General features: G+C 57.7%; 14 protein-coding genes. 5 read left to right on the top strand and 9 right to left on the bottom strand.

What is annotated here, in order from left to right; all coding sequences use genetic code 11:
- Positions 1–18: 18 nt before the first annotated feature.
- Together VJU77_06965 and VJU77_06960 are read right to left on the bottom strand one after the other, a co-directional pair.
- The gene (locus VJU77_06965) at positions 19–1380 is read right to left on the bottom strand and encodes a DUF1501 domain-containing protein (protein HKP03095.1); all 1362 of its coding nucleotides are present in this window, start codon (positions 1378–1380) and stop codon (positions 19–21) included.
- Between the two features lie 2 nt (positions 1381–1382).
- Positions 1383–4175, bottom strand: coding sequence for a DUF1800 family protein (locus VJU77_06960; GenBank protein HKP03094.1), 2793 nt, complete (start codon positions 4173–4175; stop codon positions 1383–1385).
- Between the two features lie 214 nt (positions 4176–4389).
- Between VJU77_06960 and xseB the strand changes: the two genes are divergently transcribed.
- From xseB to VJU77_06945, 3 genes are read left to right on the top strand one after another with little or no spacing between them, the layout of a single operon-like run.
- Positions 4390–4707 carry an exodeoxyribonuclease VII small subunit gene (xseB, locus tag VJU77_06955; GenBank protein ID HKP03093.1) on the top strand — a complete coding sequence of 106 codons (318 nt, stop codon included), beginning with the start codon at positions 4390–4392 and terminating at the stop codon, positions 4705–4707.
- Positions 4685–6613, top strand: a complete 1929-nt coding sequence (dxs, locus tag VJU77_06950) for a 1-deoxy-D-xylulose-5-phosphate synthase (protein HKP03092.1) — start codon at positions 4685–4687, stop codon at positions 6611–6613. Before xseB ends, dxs begins: the two co-directional genes overlap by 23 nt.
- Before the next feature lie 20 nt (positions 6614–6633).
- Positions 6634–7647: an ABC transporter ATP-binding protein gene (locus VJU77_06945; protein ID HKP03091.1), complete on the top strand. Its 1014-nt coding sequence runs from the start codon at positions 6634–6636 to the stop codon at positions 7645–7647.
- Between the two features lie 48 nt (positions 7648–7695).
- Here the strand turns inward: VJU77_06945 and VJU77_06940 are convergent, their stop codons facing one another.
- The 6 genes from VJU77_06940 to VJU77_06915 form a co-directional block, all read right to left on the bottom strand.
- The gene (locus VJU77_06940; protein ID HKP03090.1) at positions 7696–7962 is read right to left on the bottom strand and encodes a hypothetical protein; all 267 of its coding nucleotides are present in this window, start codon (positions 7960–7962) and stop codon (positions 7696–7698) included.
- A gap of 47 nt (positions 7963–8009) precedes the next feature.
- Positions 8010–8855, bottom strand: a complete 846-nt coding sequence (locus VJU77_06935) for an NAD-dependent epimerase/dehydratase family protein (GenBank protein ID HKP03089.1) — start codon at positions 8853–8855, stop codon at positions 8010–8012.
- A gap of 21 nt (positions 8856–8876) precedes the next feature.
- The gene (locus tag VJU77_06930; GenBank protein HKP03088.1) at positions 8877–9602 is read right to left on the bottom strand and encodes a segregation/condensation protein A; all 726 of its coding nucleotides are present in this window, start codon (positions 9600–9602) and stop codon (positions 8877–8879) included.
- A gap of 690 nt (positions 9603–10292) precedes the next feature.
- A complete protein-coding gene (locus tag VJU77_06925; protein HKP03087.1) occupies positions 10293–14579 on the bottom strand; it encodes an RHS repeat-associated core domain-containing protein in 4287 nt (1428 codons plus the stop codon).
- A 30-nt stretch (positions 14580–14609) separates the two neighbouring features.
- Positions 14610–15149: a hypothetical protein gene (locus VJU77_06920; protein HKP03086.1), complete on the bottom strand. Its 540-nt coding sequence runs from the start codon at positions 15147–15149 to the stop codon at positions 14610–14612.
- Positions 15150–15549: 400 nt separating this feature from the next.
- Positions 15550–16041 carry a hypothetical protein gene (locus VJU77_06915; protein HKP03085.1) on the bottom strand — a complete coding sequence of 164 codons (492 nt, stop codon included), beginning with the start codon at positions 16039–16041 and terminating at the stop codon, positions 15550–15552.
- A 111-nt stretch (positions 16042–16152) separates the two neighbouring features.
- On the opposite strand from VJU77_06915, the gene VJU77_06910 reads away from it, so the two are divergent.
- Entirely contained in the window at positions 16153–16377 is a 225-nt protein-coding gene (locus tag VJU77_06910; GenBank protein HKP03084.1) for a hypothetical protein, read from the top strand.
- Between the two features lie 53 nt (positions 16378–16430).
- On the opposite strand, the gene VJU77_06905 is transcribed toward VJU77_06910, so the two are convergent.
- Complete coding sequence (locus VJU77_06905) at positions 16431–17555, bottom strand: FtsW/RodA/SpoVE family cell cycle protein (GenBank protein HKP03083.1); 1125 nt, start codon at positions 17553–17555, stop codon at positions 16431–16433.
- 382 nt (positions 17556–17937) lie between these two features.
- Here VJU77_06905 and VJU77_06900 point away from each other — a divergent pair, with 382 nt between their 5' ends.
- Complete coding sequence (locus VJU77_06900; protein HKP03082.1) at positions 17938–18390, top strand: SprT-like domain-containing protein; 453 nt, start codon at positions 17938–17940, stop codon at positions 18388–18390.
- Positions 18391–18477: the final 87 nt, after the last annotated feature.

The raw sequence follows: 18477 nt of genomic DNA, 5'->3' as shown, positions 1-18477 counted from the left end.
CAACGATCCCGGTTACAACTACCCGAAGATACCGAGATTTGGGTGTGCGAACCGCCCGATATTTGGGAGGACGGTCGGCAAGTCGGAGGCGCTGACCCCAAACCAGGTCGCGAGGGTCGCGGAAAACTCGTCGACCGACGTGGTGGGAATCCAGCGGCCCTGGCCGGTGTCGTCAGGTCCGTTGACCGCCAGGGTCGGGAATGTTCCAAACAGGCGCCCGCCTTGCACGGCTCCGCCGAGCACAAACTGGTGGCTGCCCCAGCCGTGATCGGAACCCGTCCCGTTCGTTGGATAGGTCCGGCCGAAGTCCGAAGCCGTGAAGGTAGTCACGTTTTGAGCCACCCCCAGCTCGGTGGTCGCGGCGTAGAAGGCGCTCAGCGCCTGACTCAATTCGATGAGGAGATTCGCCTGGCCGGTTAGTTGATCGCCATGGGTGTCATAGCCGCCGACCGAGCAGAAGAAGATCTGGCGTTGCATGCTGAGGTTGGTCCGGGCCGCAATAAGCTTTGCCACCATCTTGAGCTGGCTGGCGAGCGACGTATTGGGGAAGACCGTTTGGAGCGTCGGAACCCCGGCGAGCGCGGAGGTAAGCAATTCGTTAGCCGCAATCGAACGCGACACCGTATCGGAAAAAGCCTGTTCGAACAGGTTGTTATGCGGCAACGCGAGCAAATCCTTAAAGGCTTGCAAGCGCACGTTTGCGTTCGCACTGCCATCGAACCCGGCGAGACCAATGCTGCCGTTGGACGAAACGGTGTAGGGAATGACCGTGTTCCCGACTTCGAACGTGTTCGTGCCCGCAATCGAAATGCAGAGCGAAATCTGGGAGTTTCCGTTGAGCGAGTGAATGACATCCCCCAGCCGGCCGCCCCAACCGGTTCTCGAAATCTGGTCGGGCACCGAGGTCTGCCATTGCACCGATTGGTCGGCGTGGGAAAAGAGCTGCGGTGGCACGGCCGCTCCGCCGGCGAGATATTGCGCGCGCGTAATCGGCGCGACGAGCGTCCCAACGTTGGCGACAACACCGAGCTTGCCCTGGTTAAAAAGCGATTGCAGCTCGACGAGATTCGGATGGAACCCGAAATCGCGGCCATCCCCATTCTGAAGGGTGAGAGGCAGGAGCGAAGTCTGCGGAATGGCCAGGGCGCCCCGGGCCGTGGCGTAGGAGGCGTAACCGGCCGCGTCATGGGGAATGATCACGTTATTGGCGTCATTACCGCCATAGAGGAAAAGGCAAACCAGGGCCTTGTAATCGGAGGCCAGTGGGATGGGAGCGGCGCTCAGGCGGCGCAAATCGAAAATCGTGTTGAGCAACCCGGAGGTGGTGAGGGCGGCACAGGCGGCCTGGCGAATGAAGGTGCGGCGTGTAGGTGCGTACATAACTATTTGTCCACGGTGTACTCCGGCGAGTTGATCACGAGGTAGATAGCGGTCCTCGCGCGTTCGGTCGGGTTGTTCGATGGAATCTGGGTCACCGCGTTGATGAGAATGGTGCGCATTTGGGAGGACATGTTGCCATACATCAGGAGCGCGTTGAGATGATCCACAAGTTGGGTGGGATTAGCCGCCAGCGTGATCTCGTTCGAAAGATTGAGAGTCACCCGGGCCGTCGTCGGTCCGAGTCCGCTGTAAATCGCTCCCCGATAATAATTCGCGACGGTCACCACGGAAGTTTCGTTCGTAATCTCGAACTCCGGACTCTTTAGGCCGGCTTGAGCGATGGCTCCCGGCGCCGAATAATCCGGCGAAAAGAAATTGAAGACCGTGGGTGAATGCATGGCTTCCTGACCGAGATTGGTCAGGATGTTTCGGATTGAGAACTTTCCATCCGGCGAGGTGGCGCTGAACGCGCGCAGGAGATTGGTCAGGCGAACGACCGGCTCGCGCGCGTGTCCTGCCCCCTGGGTGGTCCCGGCGTTGCCGCGAGCGTCGTAGTCCATTAGGATTGCTTTCACGACTGCCTGCAAATCGCCGCGAACACCCTGACCGTTGTTGTTAAACACCGACGCTACGCGATAAAGATAGCCCGGGCTCGGGTTGCTGGTGACGAGCCGCTGGATGAGTTGCCGGCAGATAAACGGCCCGACGTTGGGATGATTGAAAATCGTGTCGAGCATCGATTTCAAATCCTGGTCCGCTGTCTGATTGGCAGGAAGGACAACGCCATCAAGAATCTGCTTAGCGTCGGTGGAGTGACGGCTGGCCACATTCACCATCGGACTGCGCCAGTTCGGGGGCGGATTGAAAACGTAAGGCGTGGTGGTCTGGAAATAAGTCCACCCGGTACAGACCGCGGCCGTGCCAAGAATCGTGTCCTGATTGTAGGTGGCGATGGGGAAGCCGGCCGGGTCCAGCGTCAAACTTCCATCGAGATTGATCCGGTAAAGACCGATCGAGAAGAGCTGCATGAGCTCTCGCGCGTAATTCTCGTTAGGCAGACGCGTCCCGTCGGTGCTCGCCTTCTGGTTCTTCAACATGTCGAGGTAGCGACCCATCGCCGGATTAAGGGTGACGTCCTCGAGCAACTGGCGGAAATTCCCGAATGCGCCCTTCACCAGCACGTCGTAGTAAGCAGGCAAAGCTCCGGGCTGTTCGCCGAGGTTGCCGGTCGCCAAAGAGACGACCATGATCTCGCTCAGGGCGAACGCGACCCGCTGGCGCAATTGATCGGGTCCGGCGACGGCGTGCGTCCACCACGCGTCATTGGTCTGCGTGATGGTGGGCGGATTAACGCCGGTGGCATCCGCAAATGCCAGGTGCGAGGAAATCTGCGCGGCGAATTGCTGGTTCAAAAACGCATCGAACCCCTGGCTTTGGACCTGGGCGATGAGTGCGTCGGTCGCGCCGAAAGTCGCCTGGGAAAGGAATCGTCCGGCGTCGGTGAGCGTAGGAGTCCCCGACGCGAGCGGTGGCGGCGGCGTTGGCACCGGCGCTACCTGCGCGCCGGTCGAAAGATTATAGAAGCCCTTGATCTCGCCCGTCGGGTAAAGGGCGGTGTGAATGTTAAGATAGCTCTGGCCGGACCGAATGAAATTAACGATGTCCTCTACGGTGAATATCCCAACCGGGCGGAAGACCCAGATCAACGACCCGTCCGGTTGCGGCGTGGCGTCGTCGATGTCGAACAAGATCGTCCCATCGGGTCCATGAATGTGCGCCCCGATCACGGGACCGGTGAGATTCGTGTAGGAGAAACTGATAATCGCCGAAAGCCCATCCGCGGCGAGCCGGAGCGTCGAGGTGCCCGAGCCCTGGGTGTTGTTCGTTCCCTGAGGGCGCAGAATGGAAACGTAAAGCGTCGAACCGTCAGCTTGCGGTGGCTGATCGAGATCGAACATTTCCACCAGCGCGATGCCCGTCGTGTTGCCGGTGCCGCGGACGACTGCGGTATAATTCCCCGGCAGAAGCGTGGCCACGATAGCTGGTTCGTGATCGTCGGTCGGCGCAAGTGCGCTGGCCGTTATCTCCTGTTCCTGCGAGCTGCGCCAATTGTCATTCTGCGAGATGAGCGCGCCATTCCCATCATGCAGCTCCACCATCGGGTCCATCATGCGGCCGGCGAGGGCCACTCCACCCAGACTTAACGTCGGACCTTTTACCCGGACGATCGTTCGCTTGGGCAGATCACCCCGGATAATGAACCCGCCGATCATGACGTTGTCATCGGTCAGGACGTGTCCACGCGTCGAAATGTTTCCAAGCCGCGCGGTCGGAGTTCCCGTATCGAGATCATAGACTTCGACCAGAGCCTGACCGGTCGCATTGTTCACGCCGCGGACGACGGCGGTGTAACTGCCGGTCGGAAGCGAAGTGATCAAAGCGGAATCGAGGTCGTTCGCTGGCGCCAGGCCAGCCGCGATCAGCGCGGTCTGTTGGGAGGAACGCCAGTTATCATTGCTGGCCACGATCGCGCCGGTGGCGTCATGCAATTCGAGAATCGGATCCGAAAGAGCGCCCGTAACCGGCAGGGACGGTCCGATAGCGCGAACGACGACTTGTTTCTGCCCCGTTCCGTAAACGATGAAACCGCCGATGAGGACGTTGTCACCGGTCTCCACCACCATTCGCGTGGAGATATTGACAGCGCTGGAAATGCCCCAGGCCGAAGAAGCAAACAAACCAACAAGAACGGCTACGCCCGCCGTCCATCCCGTAAGGTTAGAAAAACGTCTCATATTAGTGGAGCCGCTGCCGCAGGAGAGAACTCAGCCGGGCTGAGGAGGCGAGGGTTTCTATCGGGAAAAATGAGCAGGAATTACACCATTTCATTGCTGCGGCTTTGGCGATTTTTGTGGGACCGCGCCAGCAAATCGCGAGTATTGAAACACCGGGATCGCGAGAAGTCGCGCTTTTTATCCACCCCGCCTATGCTTAATTTGCGTTTCCGATATGCCGGCCCCAGCTAAAAAGCCTGAATCTCCTCTTCACTTCGAAGGCGCCATGGATCGCCTCGAGGAGATTGTCGAGCAAATGGAATCCGGCAAAATGATGCTGGAAGAGTTAATTGTGCGCTACGAGGAAGGAATGAAACTGGTAAGAATCTGTCAGGAACGCCTCACCAGCGCCGAACAAAGAATCGAGATCATCACTCGCAACAATGCCGGCAAACCGGTAGTAAAAGATTTCGAACCAGTGGCCGAAAAGGAGCCCTCCCCGCGGATGGAGGAAAAAGGAGCAACCAGGAATGACGAAGTCAGCCTCTTCTGAACCGCCCAACACGACACGACTTCTCGATGGAATCCGTTCGCCGGTCGACATCAAGGCCCTGGGCGAAGAAGACCTGCCGCAACTTGCCCAGGAAGTCCGCGACGAGCTGATAAAGGTCCTTTCCCAGACTGGCGGGCATCTCGGACCCAACCTAGGGGTCGTCGAGTTGACGATCGCCTTGCATCGCGTTTTTGAGACGCCCAAGGACAAGTTCGTCTTTGACGTCAGCCATCAGGGGTACGTTCACAAAATGTTTACCGGGCGCCTCGACCGGATCGCCACGATGCGCCAATACCAGGGGTTAAACGGCTTCCTTCTTCGAACGGAGAGCGAGCATGATTGTTATGGCGCCGGACATGCCGGCACGGCGCTTTCCGCTGGCCTCGGTATGGCGGTGGGTCGCGATCTGCGCGGCGGGAATGAGAATGTGGTCGTCGTGGCCGGCGATGCGGCTTTCACCTGCGGCATCAGCTACGAAGCGCTCAACAACGCGAAATCACAGACGCGCCGTTTCATCGTTGTCCTGAACGACAACGAATGGTCGATCGCCAAGAACGTCGGCGCCATCGCCAGTTATTTGAACAACATCGTCGCTAACCCGACCTACGCTGGTCTCCACGACAAGGCCCGGCGCTTCGTCGAAGCGATTGCCGGCAAGAGCGCGGTCGAATTCGCCCACAAAGTCGAGGAAGGCGTGAAGAACCTCCTCCTGCCCAGCGTGATCTTTGAAGAACTCGGCCTCCGTTATTACGGGCCGATCGATGGCCATGACATTCCGCTTCTGATTAAGACCTTCGAATTCCTGAAGAGCCAGGATGAGCCGGTTTTGCTTCATATCCTGACCAAGAAGGGAAAAGGCTACGAGCCGGCAATCGCCAAGCCGGACAAGTTCCATGGCCTGGGCAAATACAAAATCGAAAGCGGCGAAACCGCGCCCGCGCCGACGCCGACTTATTCGGAGTTGATGGGCAAAACGCTGGCGAAATTCGCGGATTCCAATCAGAACATTGTCGCGATCACGGCCGCGATGCCGAGTGGAACCGGTCTCGGGTTCTTCCAGGCGCAACATCCCACGCGCTACTTCGACGTCGGCATTGCGGAAGAACACGCGGCCCTGTTCGCCTGCGGCCTGGCGACCCAGGGCCTCAAGCCGTTCCTGACGATTTACTCCACGTTCATGCAGCGCGCTTACGACATGATCATCCATGACATCGCGCTCCAGAATTTGAATGTCGCGCTTTGCATGGACCGCGCCGGCCTGAGCGGAGACGACGGCCCGACCCACCACGGTCTTTTTGACATCGGTTATCTTCGGCACGTTCCGAATTTCGTTCACATGCAGCCGAAGGATGAAGATGAATTCATCGACATGCTCTGGACAATCGCCAATTACAATTCCGGCCCGATCGCCATCCGCTACCCACGCGGCGCGGGAACCGGGGCCGTGCCAAAAGCGTCGCCGAAACTTCTCGAAATCGGCAAGGCCGAGGTGGTGCAACACGGGCGCGAGGTCGCCATTTTCGGCCTCGGAAACATGTTTGAAGTGGCCGAGGAGGCTGCCCGCAAGCTGGAGGAAAAGGGCATTTCGGTTGCCCTGATCAACCCGCGCTGGATTAAGCCGATCGACACGGGGACGCTCGAGTTCTTTGCCCGTGGCGTCGACGTTGTCTGCACCATCGAGGACCACGTCCTCCACAATGGTTTCGGCTGTGCCGTGATGGAGCATTTGCACTCGCAGATGATCGCCACTCCGGTTGTCCGCATCGGCTGGCCCGACCAATTCGTCGAGCACGGCACCATCCCCATTCTTCGCAAGAAACATGGCCTCACCGCGGATGCGCTCGTGGAAAAAGTCCTGCCGCTCCTGAAAAAGCGAGGATCAAAAACGCAGCCCAGCGCGGCGTAGGGAAAGGTTGACCTTTCCCCATGCCGGTCATCGAAACCCGCGGTCTCACCAAGGTCTACCGCACCTACCGCAAGGAAAGCGGTCTGCGCGGATCGATTAAAGGACTTGTCAGCCGCAAGTACGACGAAATCCGCGCCGCGGACGACGTTTCGTTTCAAATCGAGGAAGGCGAGCTCGTGGGGTTCCTGGGCCCGAACGGCGCCGGAAAAACGACTGTGCTCAAGATGCTTTCCGGTTTGCTGAATCCCACCTCGGGGGAAGCCAGCGTCCTCGGGTTCGTGCCCTGGGAACGAAGCAACGAGTTGAAACGGCAGTTCAGCCTCGTGATGGGCCAGAAAAACGCGCTTTGGTGGGACTTGCCGGCGCAGGAGTCGCTCGAGCTAAACCGCGCGATTTATGGGATCGAGCCGGCCCGGTTCAAGAAGGTGGTGAACGGCCTGAGCGAGCTTCTGGACGTGCAGGACAAAATGAACGTAATGGTGCGTGAGCTTTCGCTGGGCGAGCGCATGAAAATGGAGTTGATCTCCGCCCTTATTCACGAGCCGCGGGTGCTCTTCCTCGACGAACCTACCATCGGCCTCGACGTGGTCAGCCAAAAACGCGTCCGCGAATTTCTCCGGCTTTACAATTCCGAGCACCGGATCGTCACCATGCTGACCAGCCATTACATGCAGGATATCGAGGAGCTGTGCGACCGCGTCATCGTGATCGACCATGGCAAGATTTTCTTCGACGGTCCCCTCGATGCGATCATCGACCGTTTCTCGAGCGCCAAGATCATCAGCCTCAGTTTTGAGGAAGGCTCGGATTGCGACTTCACTCAGTTCGGCGAAGTCGTCGAGCGAAAGCCCATGTCCGTGCAGCTCAAGGTGCCGCGCGGCAAGGTGACCGAAACTGCGCGCCAACTGCTCGACAACTGCCGGGTGACCGACATCAACGTCCAGGAGCTGCCGGTCGAAGAGGTCATTCGCCAGCTTTTCGGCCAGCAGAACAGTTCGCGCGCTTCGGCCGAGTCCCCAGCGGCTGTTCCGTAACCGTTCCGCTGCGGATCCACGGCGCCCACCGCGTGACTGCGAGAGGCGTTACCGCCGGTAAAGCGCCTGCTTCAGCTCGTGGGCGTAGGCTGGGTTCAGCTCGAACGCGGTCACCGGCACCTCAGCGAGTTGCACTTCGTCGTAATACGGAATGGTCTCGATGAAGCCGGCCGACATCAAACTGTTGAGCGTGTCGGTAACGTCTTCGATCCCCATGTGGGTGGAATCCTGGATCTCAGCGCCCATCATCGCTTCCGTGAAACCGATGGCGCGCACTACCGTCGCTTCGCGCCCGCTGAGTTTGATATGCCGCATGTGATTTTTTTAGCAGCTACCGTACCGGAATAATTCAGTGAAAATCGTCAAAATCCAAAGCTGCGGAGGATACTTTTCTCCATCGCAATTTCGAAAGTCGGATACTTCGGCACCCATCCCAGGGCGCGCAGTTTCTTGTTGCTGACACGCTTGTTACTCGCTCCCCGTTTTCGCGCCTCGGACCGTGTCGCCGGCGCTGGAAGCGGCTTCCCCAGCCGCGCGCTCAGCCACTCGTACGCTTCGCGGGCGGTGATTTGTTCGTCGCCCACCAGATTGAAAATCCCGGCTTCACCCCTTTGCGCTAAAAGAACCAAGGCGGCCGCAATATCGCCTCGATGCACCTGATTGATCACGCGACCGCCATCAGCATCGAGCACCGCCTCACCCGCCAAAAATCTTGTCAGAAAAAATGACCGACCCGGCCCATGAATCCCTCCCAGCCTCGCCACGATCCCGCCCCGTGCGAGGACCAATTCTTCCGTTTCCCGCAAAAGTTTTCCCTTCTCATGGAGCGGCTCGGCCGGACTCTCCTCATCCACGATCACGCCCCCTTTCTGGGCGTAAACGCTCGTGCTGCTGGTGAACAGAAATTTTGCCTGGGGAAACGCGCGGATGAGATTCCGCGTCCCCTCGAGATAGACCCGGCGATACTGCTCCGCATCGCCGCCGCTCGTGCTCGCGCAATGCACGACCACATCAAACGCTCCTCCGGCCGCCGAGACCGCCGACGCATCCCCAATATCCACCGCGCGGACACCGTAGGGCTTTTCGGAAAGCCGGTGGCTCGATTCCGCCGAAGCCGTCCATCCCTCGACCTGCCAGCCCCGTTCGCAAAAAAGATCCGCCGTCGCTTCTCCCACGTAGCCGCAGCCTGCGATCAAAATCCGGCCCATTGAATCCGCGCCCAGTCTTGTTTAGGAAGCCGGCGCAATCTCAATTTCGTCGAATGGGTTCGGCTGGCTCGCGCGCACTTGCTTGAGCCGGATCAGCTCCAGCAAGGCCAGGAACGTCACCACGATTTCGACCCGCGACGCCATCTGGGCGAACAACTCCGAAAACTTCAGCGTTACTCCTCCCGCCACCTGCCGCAGAATGGAGTCGATCTTGTCCGAGACGGTAAAGTGTTCGCCAAATAGTTCCCGCAAATCCTCCCGCGCCTCGACCCGTTTTATCACGGTCTGGAGCGCGTTGATCAATTGGAAAATGCCGACCTCGCCCAGGGAGAGCGGCGCCAGCGCCACCTCACCCGGGCCGCTGCCGGACCGCGCAAACATCCGCTCCTGCTCCAGCGCCCGATCGCGCAACTGCGCCGCCGCTTCCTTGAACTTCTTGTATTCGATCAGCTGCCGGATCAAATCCCAGCGCGGATCGTCCTCCGCCGCCTCTTCATCCGGTGGCTGCTGATCCACCGGCAGGAGGCTGCGGCTTTTCAGATAGATCAGGTTCGCCGCCATCACGATGAATTCGCCCGCGATATCGATGTTCAATTCCTTGAACGCCTGGAGGTATTCCAGGTACTGGCTCGTGATCCGTTCGAGCGAGATTTCGTAAATATCGATCTCGTCCTGCTTGATCAGGTAAAGCAGGAGATCGAGCGGCCCCTCGAAAATCTCGAGCTTAACTTTGTAATCCGTCTCCATCGCGCGCCGCGAATGTTACGAGCCGTCGCCGCGAAAGTAAACTCCGCGAGGATGCGCTGCGGCTCGACTTCAACTTAGGGCGAAGGCAATCGGGCCACGGCCTTTGCTTGGCGCAGTGACCATCGGAAGCAAAGACGGTTCACTATTGCGGCGGCGGCGTGGGCCACGGTACGCCCGGTCGCATGATTCGGGGGGGCTGGTTCAACGATCTACGGCGGTGGAGGAGGCAAATCAGCGGCACCGGGATCGGAAGCCATTATCAGCGGTCCAAGTCTGTCTCATCGCCCGTTCCACATTTGGAATACTTCGATTTTTCGGTCCGAGCCGTCTTGCCGAAACGAGACGCGAGCAGAAAGGTCCCCTTTCCCAACGCCTGCTGTTGCCATCCACTCCCACCGAGCATTGCGAAGCACCGCTTTCCCATCATGTTCAGAAAAGGGCTTCACGCCAAATCTTCTTTTTGCTTCTTGATTCGCCAAAACGGCAGCGAGGGCATTGGCTCTTTTGAAAGCTAGACTTTCTCGCAAAGCTTTCGCCGGGAGTGAACGCTCCTGGTGGTAAGCGTCCGTGTTCTTTATAGAGGCCGCGAATATCACTAAACACCCGAAGAGCAACCTTGTTCTCATGTAATAAGATGCACGGTTCAAAACCCATCTAACAGGAAGCATAAGAAGAATGACAATCCACTAGCTAGCCGTCGCGCGAAGCGAGATAGTCACGATACGGATTATCACCAGGTGCGCCAGCGGGGAAATAATACTTGTAAAAATCTCGGAAATCTCGCCAATCATCAATAGGTGGGAAACCGGGAAATGGTGGAATTATCGGGTGAAGCGGTGGTGGCGGCCATTCCGGAGCTGGCGGACCGCTCGGCACAGGCGTCGGAGGTGTTGATGGCTGCGGGGTAGGTGAATCGCCCTCGCCCCGATCGCCTCCCCCACCTCCCACACTGTCACGACTACCACCTTCCCCTGGGGCCGATCCGGTCCTATCGAGCGCACCTATGTCTCTATGCCCATCTCCTGCAGTTCTGTCGTACCCCGGTATCTCCGACGCCGTAACTTCCACGCCCGGATAATCTGCAACGCCATCATTCCCGTCCTTCTTCTTTGTTGGAAGAGGACTCTCCAGTCCGAACGGATCCATTCGATTCACCGGATCGCCGCCGCAGAAGCGGTAGATATTTGCACGGTCGCCTCGGAAGCCGATGGGATCGGGCTGGAGGAAACGGCCCAGGCTGGGAAGATAGAACCGATTGCGGTAATCGTAAATCGCACCTTCCTTGAGATAATCGCGGCCTTGGAACATGAAGCGGTTCGCGGTGATCGCGTCGGAACGCGCATTGCCATTCGGATCCCAAATCTGGGGCTCGCCGGACAGCCCGTAAGTGTAGCGTTCCACCAGATTGTTGCCATCGTCCGATATGTGCGAGGTATTGCCGCGCCCGTCCTGGGTGAACCAGCTGTTGTTATACTGGCCGCCGAACGCACAGACTAATTCATCGGTCGCACCGCCCCAGAAGTAGAGGCGCTTCAAAACGTTGCCAAGACCCCATTCCTCCCGAAGCGTCCAGCCATCCCAGACGCTGAATGTCACATCCCAACCTGAGCCGGTATTCACCCCACGGGTGATCTGCCGGTTTAAACCATCGTAATAAAAGCCAAGGGAGGTGGTGCCCTTGGTCGCACTCCTCAGTCGATTCTGGGCATCATAGGTGTAAGTCCAGCCGTCACGGCCCTGGATATTGCCATTCGCATCACAACTAATCGGCGCGCCGCCCACGCTCGTGTATTGATTTACGTTGTTTGTGCTGTATGGAATTCCCCACGTGTTTGTCCGGTTCCCGGCTCCATCGTAGCTCAACGGAAGATTCGTCCCGCTTACCGTTCCATTACTCAAGGTCCCATTCGGAATCTCACCGACAACTTCTCCGCCCTGATCATAGCTGTAGCCATCGGCCGGGCCGCCATTGCGCTGCTCGTATCTCCGCCGGCCCATTTCGTCAAAGGCATAATCGTAGCGTGCCGTCTGGCCGCCGGCGAAGGTGTGGCGCACCCAGGAGCTGCGATTCAGAGCATCGACCGGGGCGTACTCGGTAATCGCCCCATTGTAAGGCGTGCGGAGGGTGCGATTGCCGGCCTTGTCGTACTGGTACGCGATCATCGGAGCATAAGACTGATAGTTAATGTCTTTAAGCTGATTGCGGTTCGTATAATGGTAATTGTAGGTTATGCCCGCATAATTATGAGTTATTGTTCCCCGATTTCCGTCCGCGTCGTAGGTGTAGCTGATCGTCCGCGGCGTATTGTCCCCGTAATCGCCGGTCACTTCCGTTTGGCTCGCCAGCTTATTGTCGTCGAAAAAGGTATTGTCGATCGTCGCGTCCCAATTCCAGATTTGGGTAGGACGCGAGGCCGCGTCGTAGGTCGTGCGCAGTTGCGGCGTAAACCCGTCATTCCAATCGAATCCCGTCTGTCGGTTGCGACTATCATAAAAGAATGTTTGAACGTTGCCGGCGCGGTTCTTGTGTGTGGCGCGGTTGCCGGCGGCATCATAACTTTCCTCTTCGGTACTCCCGTCCGGATATGTCATCTTCTTGCGGCGGTTTAGCGCATCGTATTCGTAGGAATAGTGATTGGCGTTGCCGTCGTTATTCCAAGCAAGGTTTCCGGCAAGATCGTAACCCATCGTGGTCGTGACGCCTCTCTCGTCGATCTGCCTGGTCAACCGGTTCATTGAGTCGTAATCCGGGAATTGGAGAATGGTCTCGGCGGCGGTTCCGGTAGCGCGCTTGATCCAGGTCTTATTCCCCATAACATCGTAATTGGTGGTCGTAACGTAACCGAGTGCGTCCGTCATCGTAGTTGGCCGGTCGCGGTTGTCGTAGCCAAACGTCGTGGCGTGCCAAAGCGGATCAGTCACCTTGGTTAAATTGCCGACAGAATCGTATTCAAATAAGGTCCATGCTTCATCCGGTGTTCCCAACGCGGCAACCTGGTCGACTCTTTGAAGATTGGCGTCGTAATCGAAGACCACGTTCTTACCCATCGGAGAAATAACGTATTTGACGCTGTTCGTAGTGTGGAGAAGCGGATTGACCCAGTCGAGAGCATAGCAGAAGGTCGCGGTGTGACCAACCGGGTTTGTAACAGTTAGAACCCGTTTGTAATCATCATACGCAAAACTGGTGGTGTGATTCAGCTCGTCCGTAACGGAGATCCGATCGCCGTGATTGTCGTACGACATTTGGACATAGGTGCCATCAGCGTGAGTGACACGAGTGACCTGGCCTCGCGCGTTATACTGAAACCACGTGCAGTTTCCACGAGGATCGGTGGTGTGCTCAAGGCGATCGAGACCATCATAATAATAGTAGCTCGTTCCGTCTGGGTTGTTGTAGGCCCACATCATTCCCCGCCCGTCATAATACTTGGTTTCGGTTCCTCCACTCGGCATTCGGTGAGAATAGACTTGTCCAAACCCGTTATAAGCAAAGGTCTCGTAGGCTCCGTTGGGGTAATCGGGATAATCGATCCGGGTAAGCTGAAAATTGTCCGTGTCACGGGTAAAATAGGTGTTGTGACCACGCTCGTCACCCCGAATCTGAACAAAGTACGGCCCGCCATCCCTGTACCAGTAGGCATAGCCTTGCGCTGATTGGTCAGCATGCGTAAGGACGCTGACGGCGCCGATGATTCCCTCACGGCTCGTCGTAGTCGTATTGCCGCGAGCATCCGTAAAGCCATTGCTGAAACCATTGCCGTCATACGAAATGTAAGAGGTTTGTCCCTTGAAATCCGTGTAGCTTGCCAGCTTGCCGCCTATATAATTGAAGGTGCGGGATGATCCGTCGCCGCGGGTTTCCGTTCGGCTATTACCGTTAACGGAAACGCTCGAGACAACCTGACCCGCAGCTCCAGTGGCGGGGTCGAGATAGTTCTCGCTCTGAATCTGGCCATAGACGCCGCCGGACGAACCGGAGACATAAGTGTATCCAATAGACCACATCGGACCGCTGTACATCGGATCGATAGCGCCGGCGAGGAGAGGCCGTTCGTTTGGATCGATATTTCCGGGCGTGTAAAAGTAGATCGCGGTCGCGTAGACACCGCCTGCGGTGTCCCGGTATTGGATATTGCCGAGATAACTATACATGGCCGCGCCGGCTGGTTGCCATCCGCCGTAGTTATATGTTACCGACCTGCCGTCGCTGGCTTGAACACCGGTGAGGACCGAATCGCCCATCCACGGGGTGATTGTATACCACAACTTCAGCCACCGCCCGGCTGGCTCGGTAATTGTCATCGAGCCGTCCCCCGGATAAGTGATCGTTGTCGTCTGGCCGTGAGGATCGATGATTCCGACCAGTTCGTAAGTGAATAAGGACTCCGTCAAATGCGTTACTTCACTTAGTTCGTTGCGAATGACGGTGGCCTCAAAGGCAATTTTCCCGCCATCGGGCAGGAGGACATACACCATTCCCCCGTCGACATTGGTAAGCTGTTGAAAACGATCTGAAATCCCCGAGCCGGCGCGAAACCGGGTGTCGTTGCTTGCCTGGGAAAAAGAGAGGCGGCGCCCATCGGGATAGTTCACCGTGTAGACATTTGGGAGATAGCTCCACCGGTTGGGTCCGCTGCTGGTATAAACGTGCGGCTCAATGCTCCACTGGTAGTTATGGCGCCAGCTGCCTGCGGTCCCCATCTCCCATGTTCCCGAACCGGCGTTGTAGCGCGTGTTCATGGTGCGCGTGAAGGCGAGCGGGTACGCGCCTACCGCGCCTGCTACGGTGATGTCAGTGATGGAGCGAGTCGCGTTGCCTGTGTAGGGATCGTACGATCCGGCGGTATTAACATTGCCGTTGTACATCCCGGAGATCCCGGTCGGATTGTCGTTGCCGAGTTGCGCCGAAACGCCGGCGGGCAAGAGGCTGACCAGAAAAAGAGCGGCAAACAGAGAGCGGACGGAACGGCACATGGCTGAGAAAATGCAGGCGGTCATGGATGGTTATTTTCCTTCTAGATTAATGACCGGTTGATTGTTTCCAGGGTGTTCGTCGTCCCGAACCCAGAACTGGAGTCCAAGTTCCTGGGAGCCATTACGCACGGCGATTTGATAGACGCCTGGCTGATGTCCAGCCCGAAACTTGAAATGGATCGTCCCGTCCGCAGCCACGACGAGGTCTTTCGAAGCTGCGACGACGCTACCGCCGTCCAAAGCTTCGACCGTTATCGGCTGACCGATCTTTGCTGCCGAATATTGGACCCTGACGTCAATGGTCTGGTCATGGCGCAAGCCGACGCGATCAAAACCGCCCTGATGAGACGAGACGGTTACGACCTGGTCATTGCCCAAATCGATAGCCGCCGTCGCTTCACCAGTAAGGTGCCGCGCTTTCTGAGCGCCCGGCGGCGGTGCGGGAACGCCATGGGTGACCAGGTTTCGGTTTGCCTCAAGCGAAGATTGCGCCAAAAGCGGTTTCATTCCCACCAGAGAAGAAACGCCGGTGACCAATGCGAAGAACAGCAGCCGGTGAAAAAATTTCATGGCGCTGCTTTTGCACCATTTTTGTCATTGCTGGCTAGACAAACAGAAAATGAACTCTTAGAAAACAGATACAGAACAGATTCCCTCGAATCTCAACCCCCCGGGAACCATGGCTCGGAAAAAAATCCCTCGTCGGCTCCCTCCCCTGCGGGGAAAACTCGGGGTTTCAGGAAGCGATGTGAAAACAGAGCAGCTTTCGGAGATTCTTCGACAGACCGCTCGCAAACATCAGTCCGAGAAACCACAGGTCTTTTACGCGCTCCGGGAAGTCGCCGACCGTTTCAACGTTTCTCTCTCAATGGTCGCCGCTGTTTATCGTCAGCTCGAAACTGAAGGACTCCTTATGCGTCTGCGGGGCTCGCGGACATTGCTCAAAGGACTGGGTACCGGACGGCAGGTTTCAATCCATGGCATCGTTGGCGTCCCGATGCCACTGTCCTGTTTTTTGACCCGACAAAAATACCGAATGTTTTTTATGTGCACTCGACGGGAACTGCGTCGGCGCGGCTTCGTCGCGGCCGGGCTTTTCTATGAAGACTCGGAAGAGCGTGCCGATTTTCTTCAAGAGAGGATCAACCACTCCAAGGTGGACAGCGTACTGTGGTACAGACCAGACCACTGCGCCCGAGAAACGGCGCGGCTTCTCCAGGACAGCGGCGTCCGCGCAATTGGAGTTGCTGATGGTGGACTGCCAGCGTTGCCCTGCCATTTCGAGATCGCTCGGGACAGGGCGGTTTCCGAAATTCTGAATGATTGGAGGAACTGCGGGCTCATCAAAAAAGTATGTGTGGTTAACGCAGCGCGCAGATCTCCCGTCGATGAAGAAAAGCTCAAAGGGCTCCTCGAAAACGCGCGGTTTCAATACAATCTCATCGACCCTGGCCGAGCGCATTGCGACCAACTCTTACACTCGCTGGCGGAAGAGCCGGAGAGCGCAACCATTCTGCTGGGCGAGGCCGCTTCTCTGTTTGCCTTTCGCGCGCCCGATCGCCTTATCGCCCTGATGAATCGGAAGCGTGTGGCGTTGGTGGATGGTCCGGTGAGTTTGCCCTTCGCAAATATTCCCCCGGTGTGCGCTGATCTGGCCGTCGCCGATTGGGAAGCGGTGGCGAGGGTCATCACCGACGAGATTCTAACCGGAAGAGCATTCGCGTCTCCAAGCCGAACGGTTTTCGAAGCGATCGCCTACCTGCAAGCGCCGCTGAACGAATTTGCCCAAACTACCTGATCACCGCGACGCAGCCGTGGTCCACCAACCAGATTCCGTTATTCCGCAGACGATTATCGCTCGACGATTTCTCGTCGGTGAATCCACACAGAGTTCACGATCCCGAGACCGAACATGATGATAAAGGCGAAGGAGCCGCTGTAGCTGATGAGCGGCAAAGGCACGCCGGTGATCGGGAGCAAGGCGATGGTCATGCCGATATTCTGGAAGATGTGGGTGAAAATGAGCGCAGTTGTCCCGACCACGAGGAGCAAGCCGAGCTGATCGCCGGCAAAGAACGCGACGAAAAGACACGTTAACAGGAGCAGGGCGAACGTGCCGATCAGGAACATGCCGCCAACGAAGCCCCACTGCTCGCCGATGGCGGAAAAGATGTAATCGTTGTGCACGGCGGTCGCCGGCAGAAACCCCATCTCGATCTGGGAGTTCGGCGCTTTGAATCCTTTGCCCTGCCAGCCGCCGGAGCCGATCGCAATGAGTGACTGGTTAATCGCCCAGGCCGCGCCCTGTTTGTCGATCTCAGGGTTAATGAAGGCCGTGATCCGCTCCATTTGGTACGGTTTCAGGGCGAGATTGATCGCGAGCGGAATGAATCCTACGACGATCAGGATGATACAGATGAGGTAACGCAGCGGAATGCCGCCGACGAAAAGTAAGGCGAGCAGGACCGGGCCCCAGATAATGGTCATGCCAAGATCGGGCTGCATCAGGATCAGCAGGCACGGCGCGCCGACGATGACGCCACAGAGCAACAGCTTTAACATCGGATGCAGCTCGCGGAATTGCGAATGACTCAGGAAAAGCGCGAGCACCAGGATCCCGGCAATGACCGCCAGCTGCGCCGGCTGGAAATTCAACGGACCGAGGTGCAGCCAGCTCCGCGAACCGTAAACTTTCGTGCCAAAAAATTTCGTGGCCACGAGGAAGGCAAGACCGGCGAGATACATCGGTAGCGCGCCCCAGCGGACCCAGCGATAATCGATCAGGCTGGTAAGCATGAAGGCCAGAAATCCGACCGCGACCCAGTTGGCCTGCTTGCGCCAAAATTCGGACGCGACTGCTTCTTCGCGCATGTAGGTGGCGCTGTAGATAGCGATGACGCCGAAAATCGCCAGGGCCAGCATGGTGATGAGCAACACCCAGTTCAGGCCGAGCAATTTTCGCAGGAACGGAGTCATGTTGGATTTTTGTTCGCGCCTTCAAGCGGCGCACGCGAGCGCAGCGGAGTATAGCGTACGGGTGATTTTCGTAAATTGCGGGATGCAATTGCACGGAAGGGCGGACGGGCCAAGCGCCGGATGTCGCCGTCGATCGCCACTCGGCGAGGGTCCCTCGACTGCGGTGTGGCTGGCCGAGTCTATCGGGCTGACTTTGAAGGGTTTACGGCTGGTTTTATCGATTCCGAGAATCTTCCCATTCGCCGCGAGCCATCTACATAAACACCTCGTTCATAGCTATTTATATTGAAGCTAAAATTTTGTTTACCTTCGCTTGTGAAGCCGGACACGCCCCGATAAAATACTGTGGAGCGGGGCAAAATTCGAAATCGAAGGGAAGATCATGGCAAAAAAAACGAAACGAAAAATCGCCCATCCGAAGTTGCCGATGCAGCGGCAGCTCAATCTCCAGCACGAAGGAAAATACTTCGATCTGCGGGCGATATTCGATCGTTTGAACGAACGCCATTTCCGCGGCCGGCTCCGCGGTTACAAGGTGATGTGGGGCCGGAAACGGAAGCGACGCCCAAAGGAATATTTTATTTTCGGCACGATCCAGGAGGAAGATCGCGTGATCCGGATCAATCCCGCACTGGACCAGCCGTTCGTTCCCCTTTGGTTTCTTAAGTACATTCTCTACCACGAAATGCTGCATGCCGTGGTGCCCGACGAAGAGGGCTCAGGCGGACGGCGGCGGGTCCACACCGAACGGTTCCACGAGCGGGAGCGCCAGTTCCCCGGATACCGGCGGGCGCGGCGTTGGGAGGAAGAGAACCTCGCGCGCTTTTTGCGCTAAGCCCTGGTGGATCGGCCGCTCCGCGGGCGATGGGGTGCGACGCAATCATATCGAGCGACGGAGCGCTCGATCCACCTCTACCGCCGG

It is taken from the genome of Chthoniobacterales bacterium (assembly GCA_035274845.1).
In the GTDB taxonomy this organism is placed as follows: Bacteria; Verrucomicrobiota; Verrucomicrobiia; order Chthoniobacterales; family UBA10450; genus AV80.
Note: the sequence above shows the minus strand (reverse complement) of the source record. Positions and strands in the feature narration are given on the sequence as shown.

Bases quoted from the DNA above. Each gene is read 5' to 3' on its own strand.
- VJU77_06965 (HKP03095.1), bottom strand. From the start codon at position 1,380: ATGTACGCACCTACACGCCGCACCTTCATTCGCCAGGCCGCCTGTGCC.
- VJU77_06960 (HKP03094.1), bottom strand. From the start codon at position 4,175: ATGAGACGTTTTTCTAACCTTACGGGATGGACGGCGGGCGTAGCCGTT.
- xseB (HKP03093.1), top strand. From the start codon at position 4,390: ATGCCGGCCCCAGCTAAAAAGCCTGAATCTCCTCTTCACTTCGAAGGC.
- dxs (HKP03092.1), top strand. From the start codon at position 4,685: ATGACGAAGTCAGCCTCTTCTGAACCGCCCAACACGACACGACTTCTC.
- VJU77_06945 (HKP03091.1), top strand. From the start codon at position 6,634: ATGCCGGTCATCGAAACCCGCGGTCTCACCAAGGTCTACCGCACCTAC.
- VJU77_06940 (HKP03090.1), bottom strand. From the start codon at position 7,962: ATGCGGCATATCAAACTCAGCGGGCGCGAAGCGACGGTAGTGCGCGCC.
- VJU77_06935 (HKP03089.1), bottom strand. From the start codon at position 8,855: ATGGGCCGGATTTTGATCGCAGGCTGCGGCTACGTGGGAGAAGCGACG.
- VJU77_06930 (HKP03088.1), bottom strand. From the start codon at position 9,602: ATGGAGACGGATTACAAAGTTAAGCTCGAGATTTTCGAGGGGCCGCTC.
- VJU77_06925 (HKP03087.1), bottom strand. From the start codon at position 14,579: ATGTGCCGTTCCGTCCGCTCTCTGTTTGCCGCTCTTTTTCTGGTCAGC.
- VJU77_06920 (HKP03086.1), bottom strand. From the start codon at position 15,149: ATGAAATTTTTTCACCGGCTGCTGTTCTTCGCATTGGTCACCGGCGTT.
- VJU77_06915 (HKP03085.1), bottom strand. From the start codon at position 16,041: ATGCGCTCGGCCAGGGTCGATGAGATTGTATTGAAACCGCGCGTTTTC.
- VJU77_06910 (HKP03084.1), top strand. From the start codon at position 16,153: ATGAATCGGAAGCGTGTGGCGTTGGTGGATGGTCCGGTGAGTTTGCCC.
- VJU77_06905 (HKP03083.1), bottom strand. From the start codon at position 17,555: ATGACTCCGTTCCTGCGAAAATTGCTCGGCCTGAACTGGGTGTTGCTC.
- VJU77_06900 (HKP03082.1), top strand. From the start codon at position 17,938: ATGGCAAAAAAAACGAAACGAAAAATCGCCCATCCGAAGTTGCCGATG.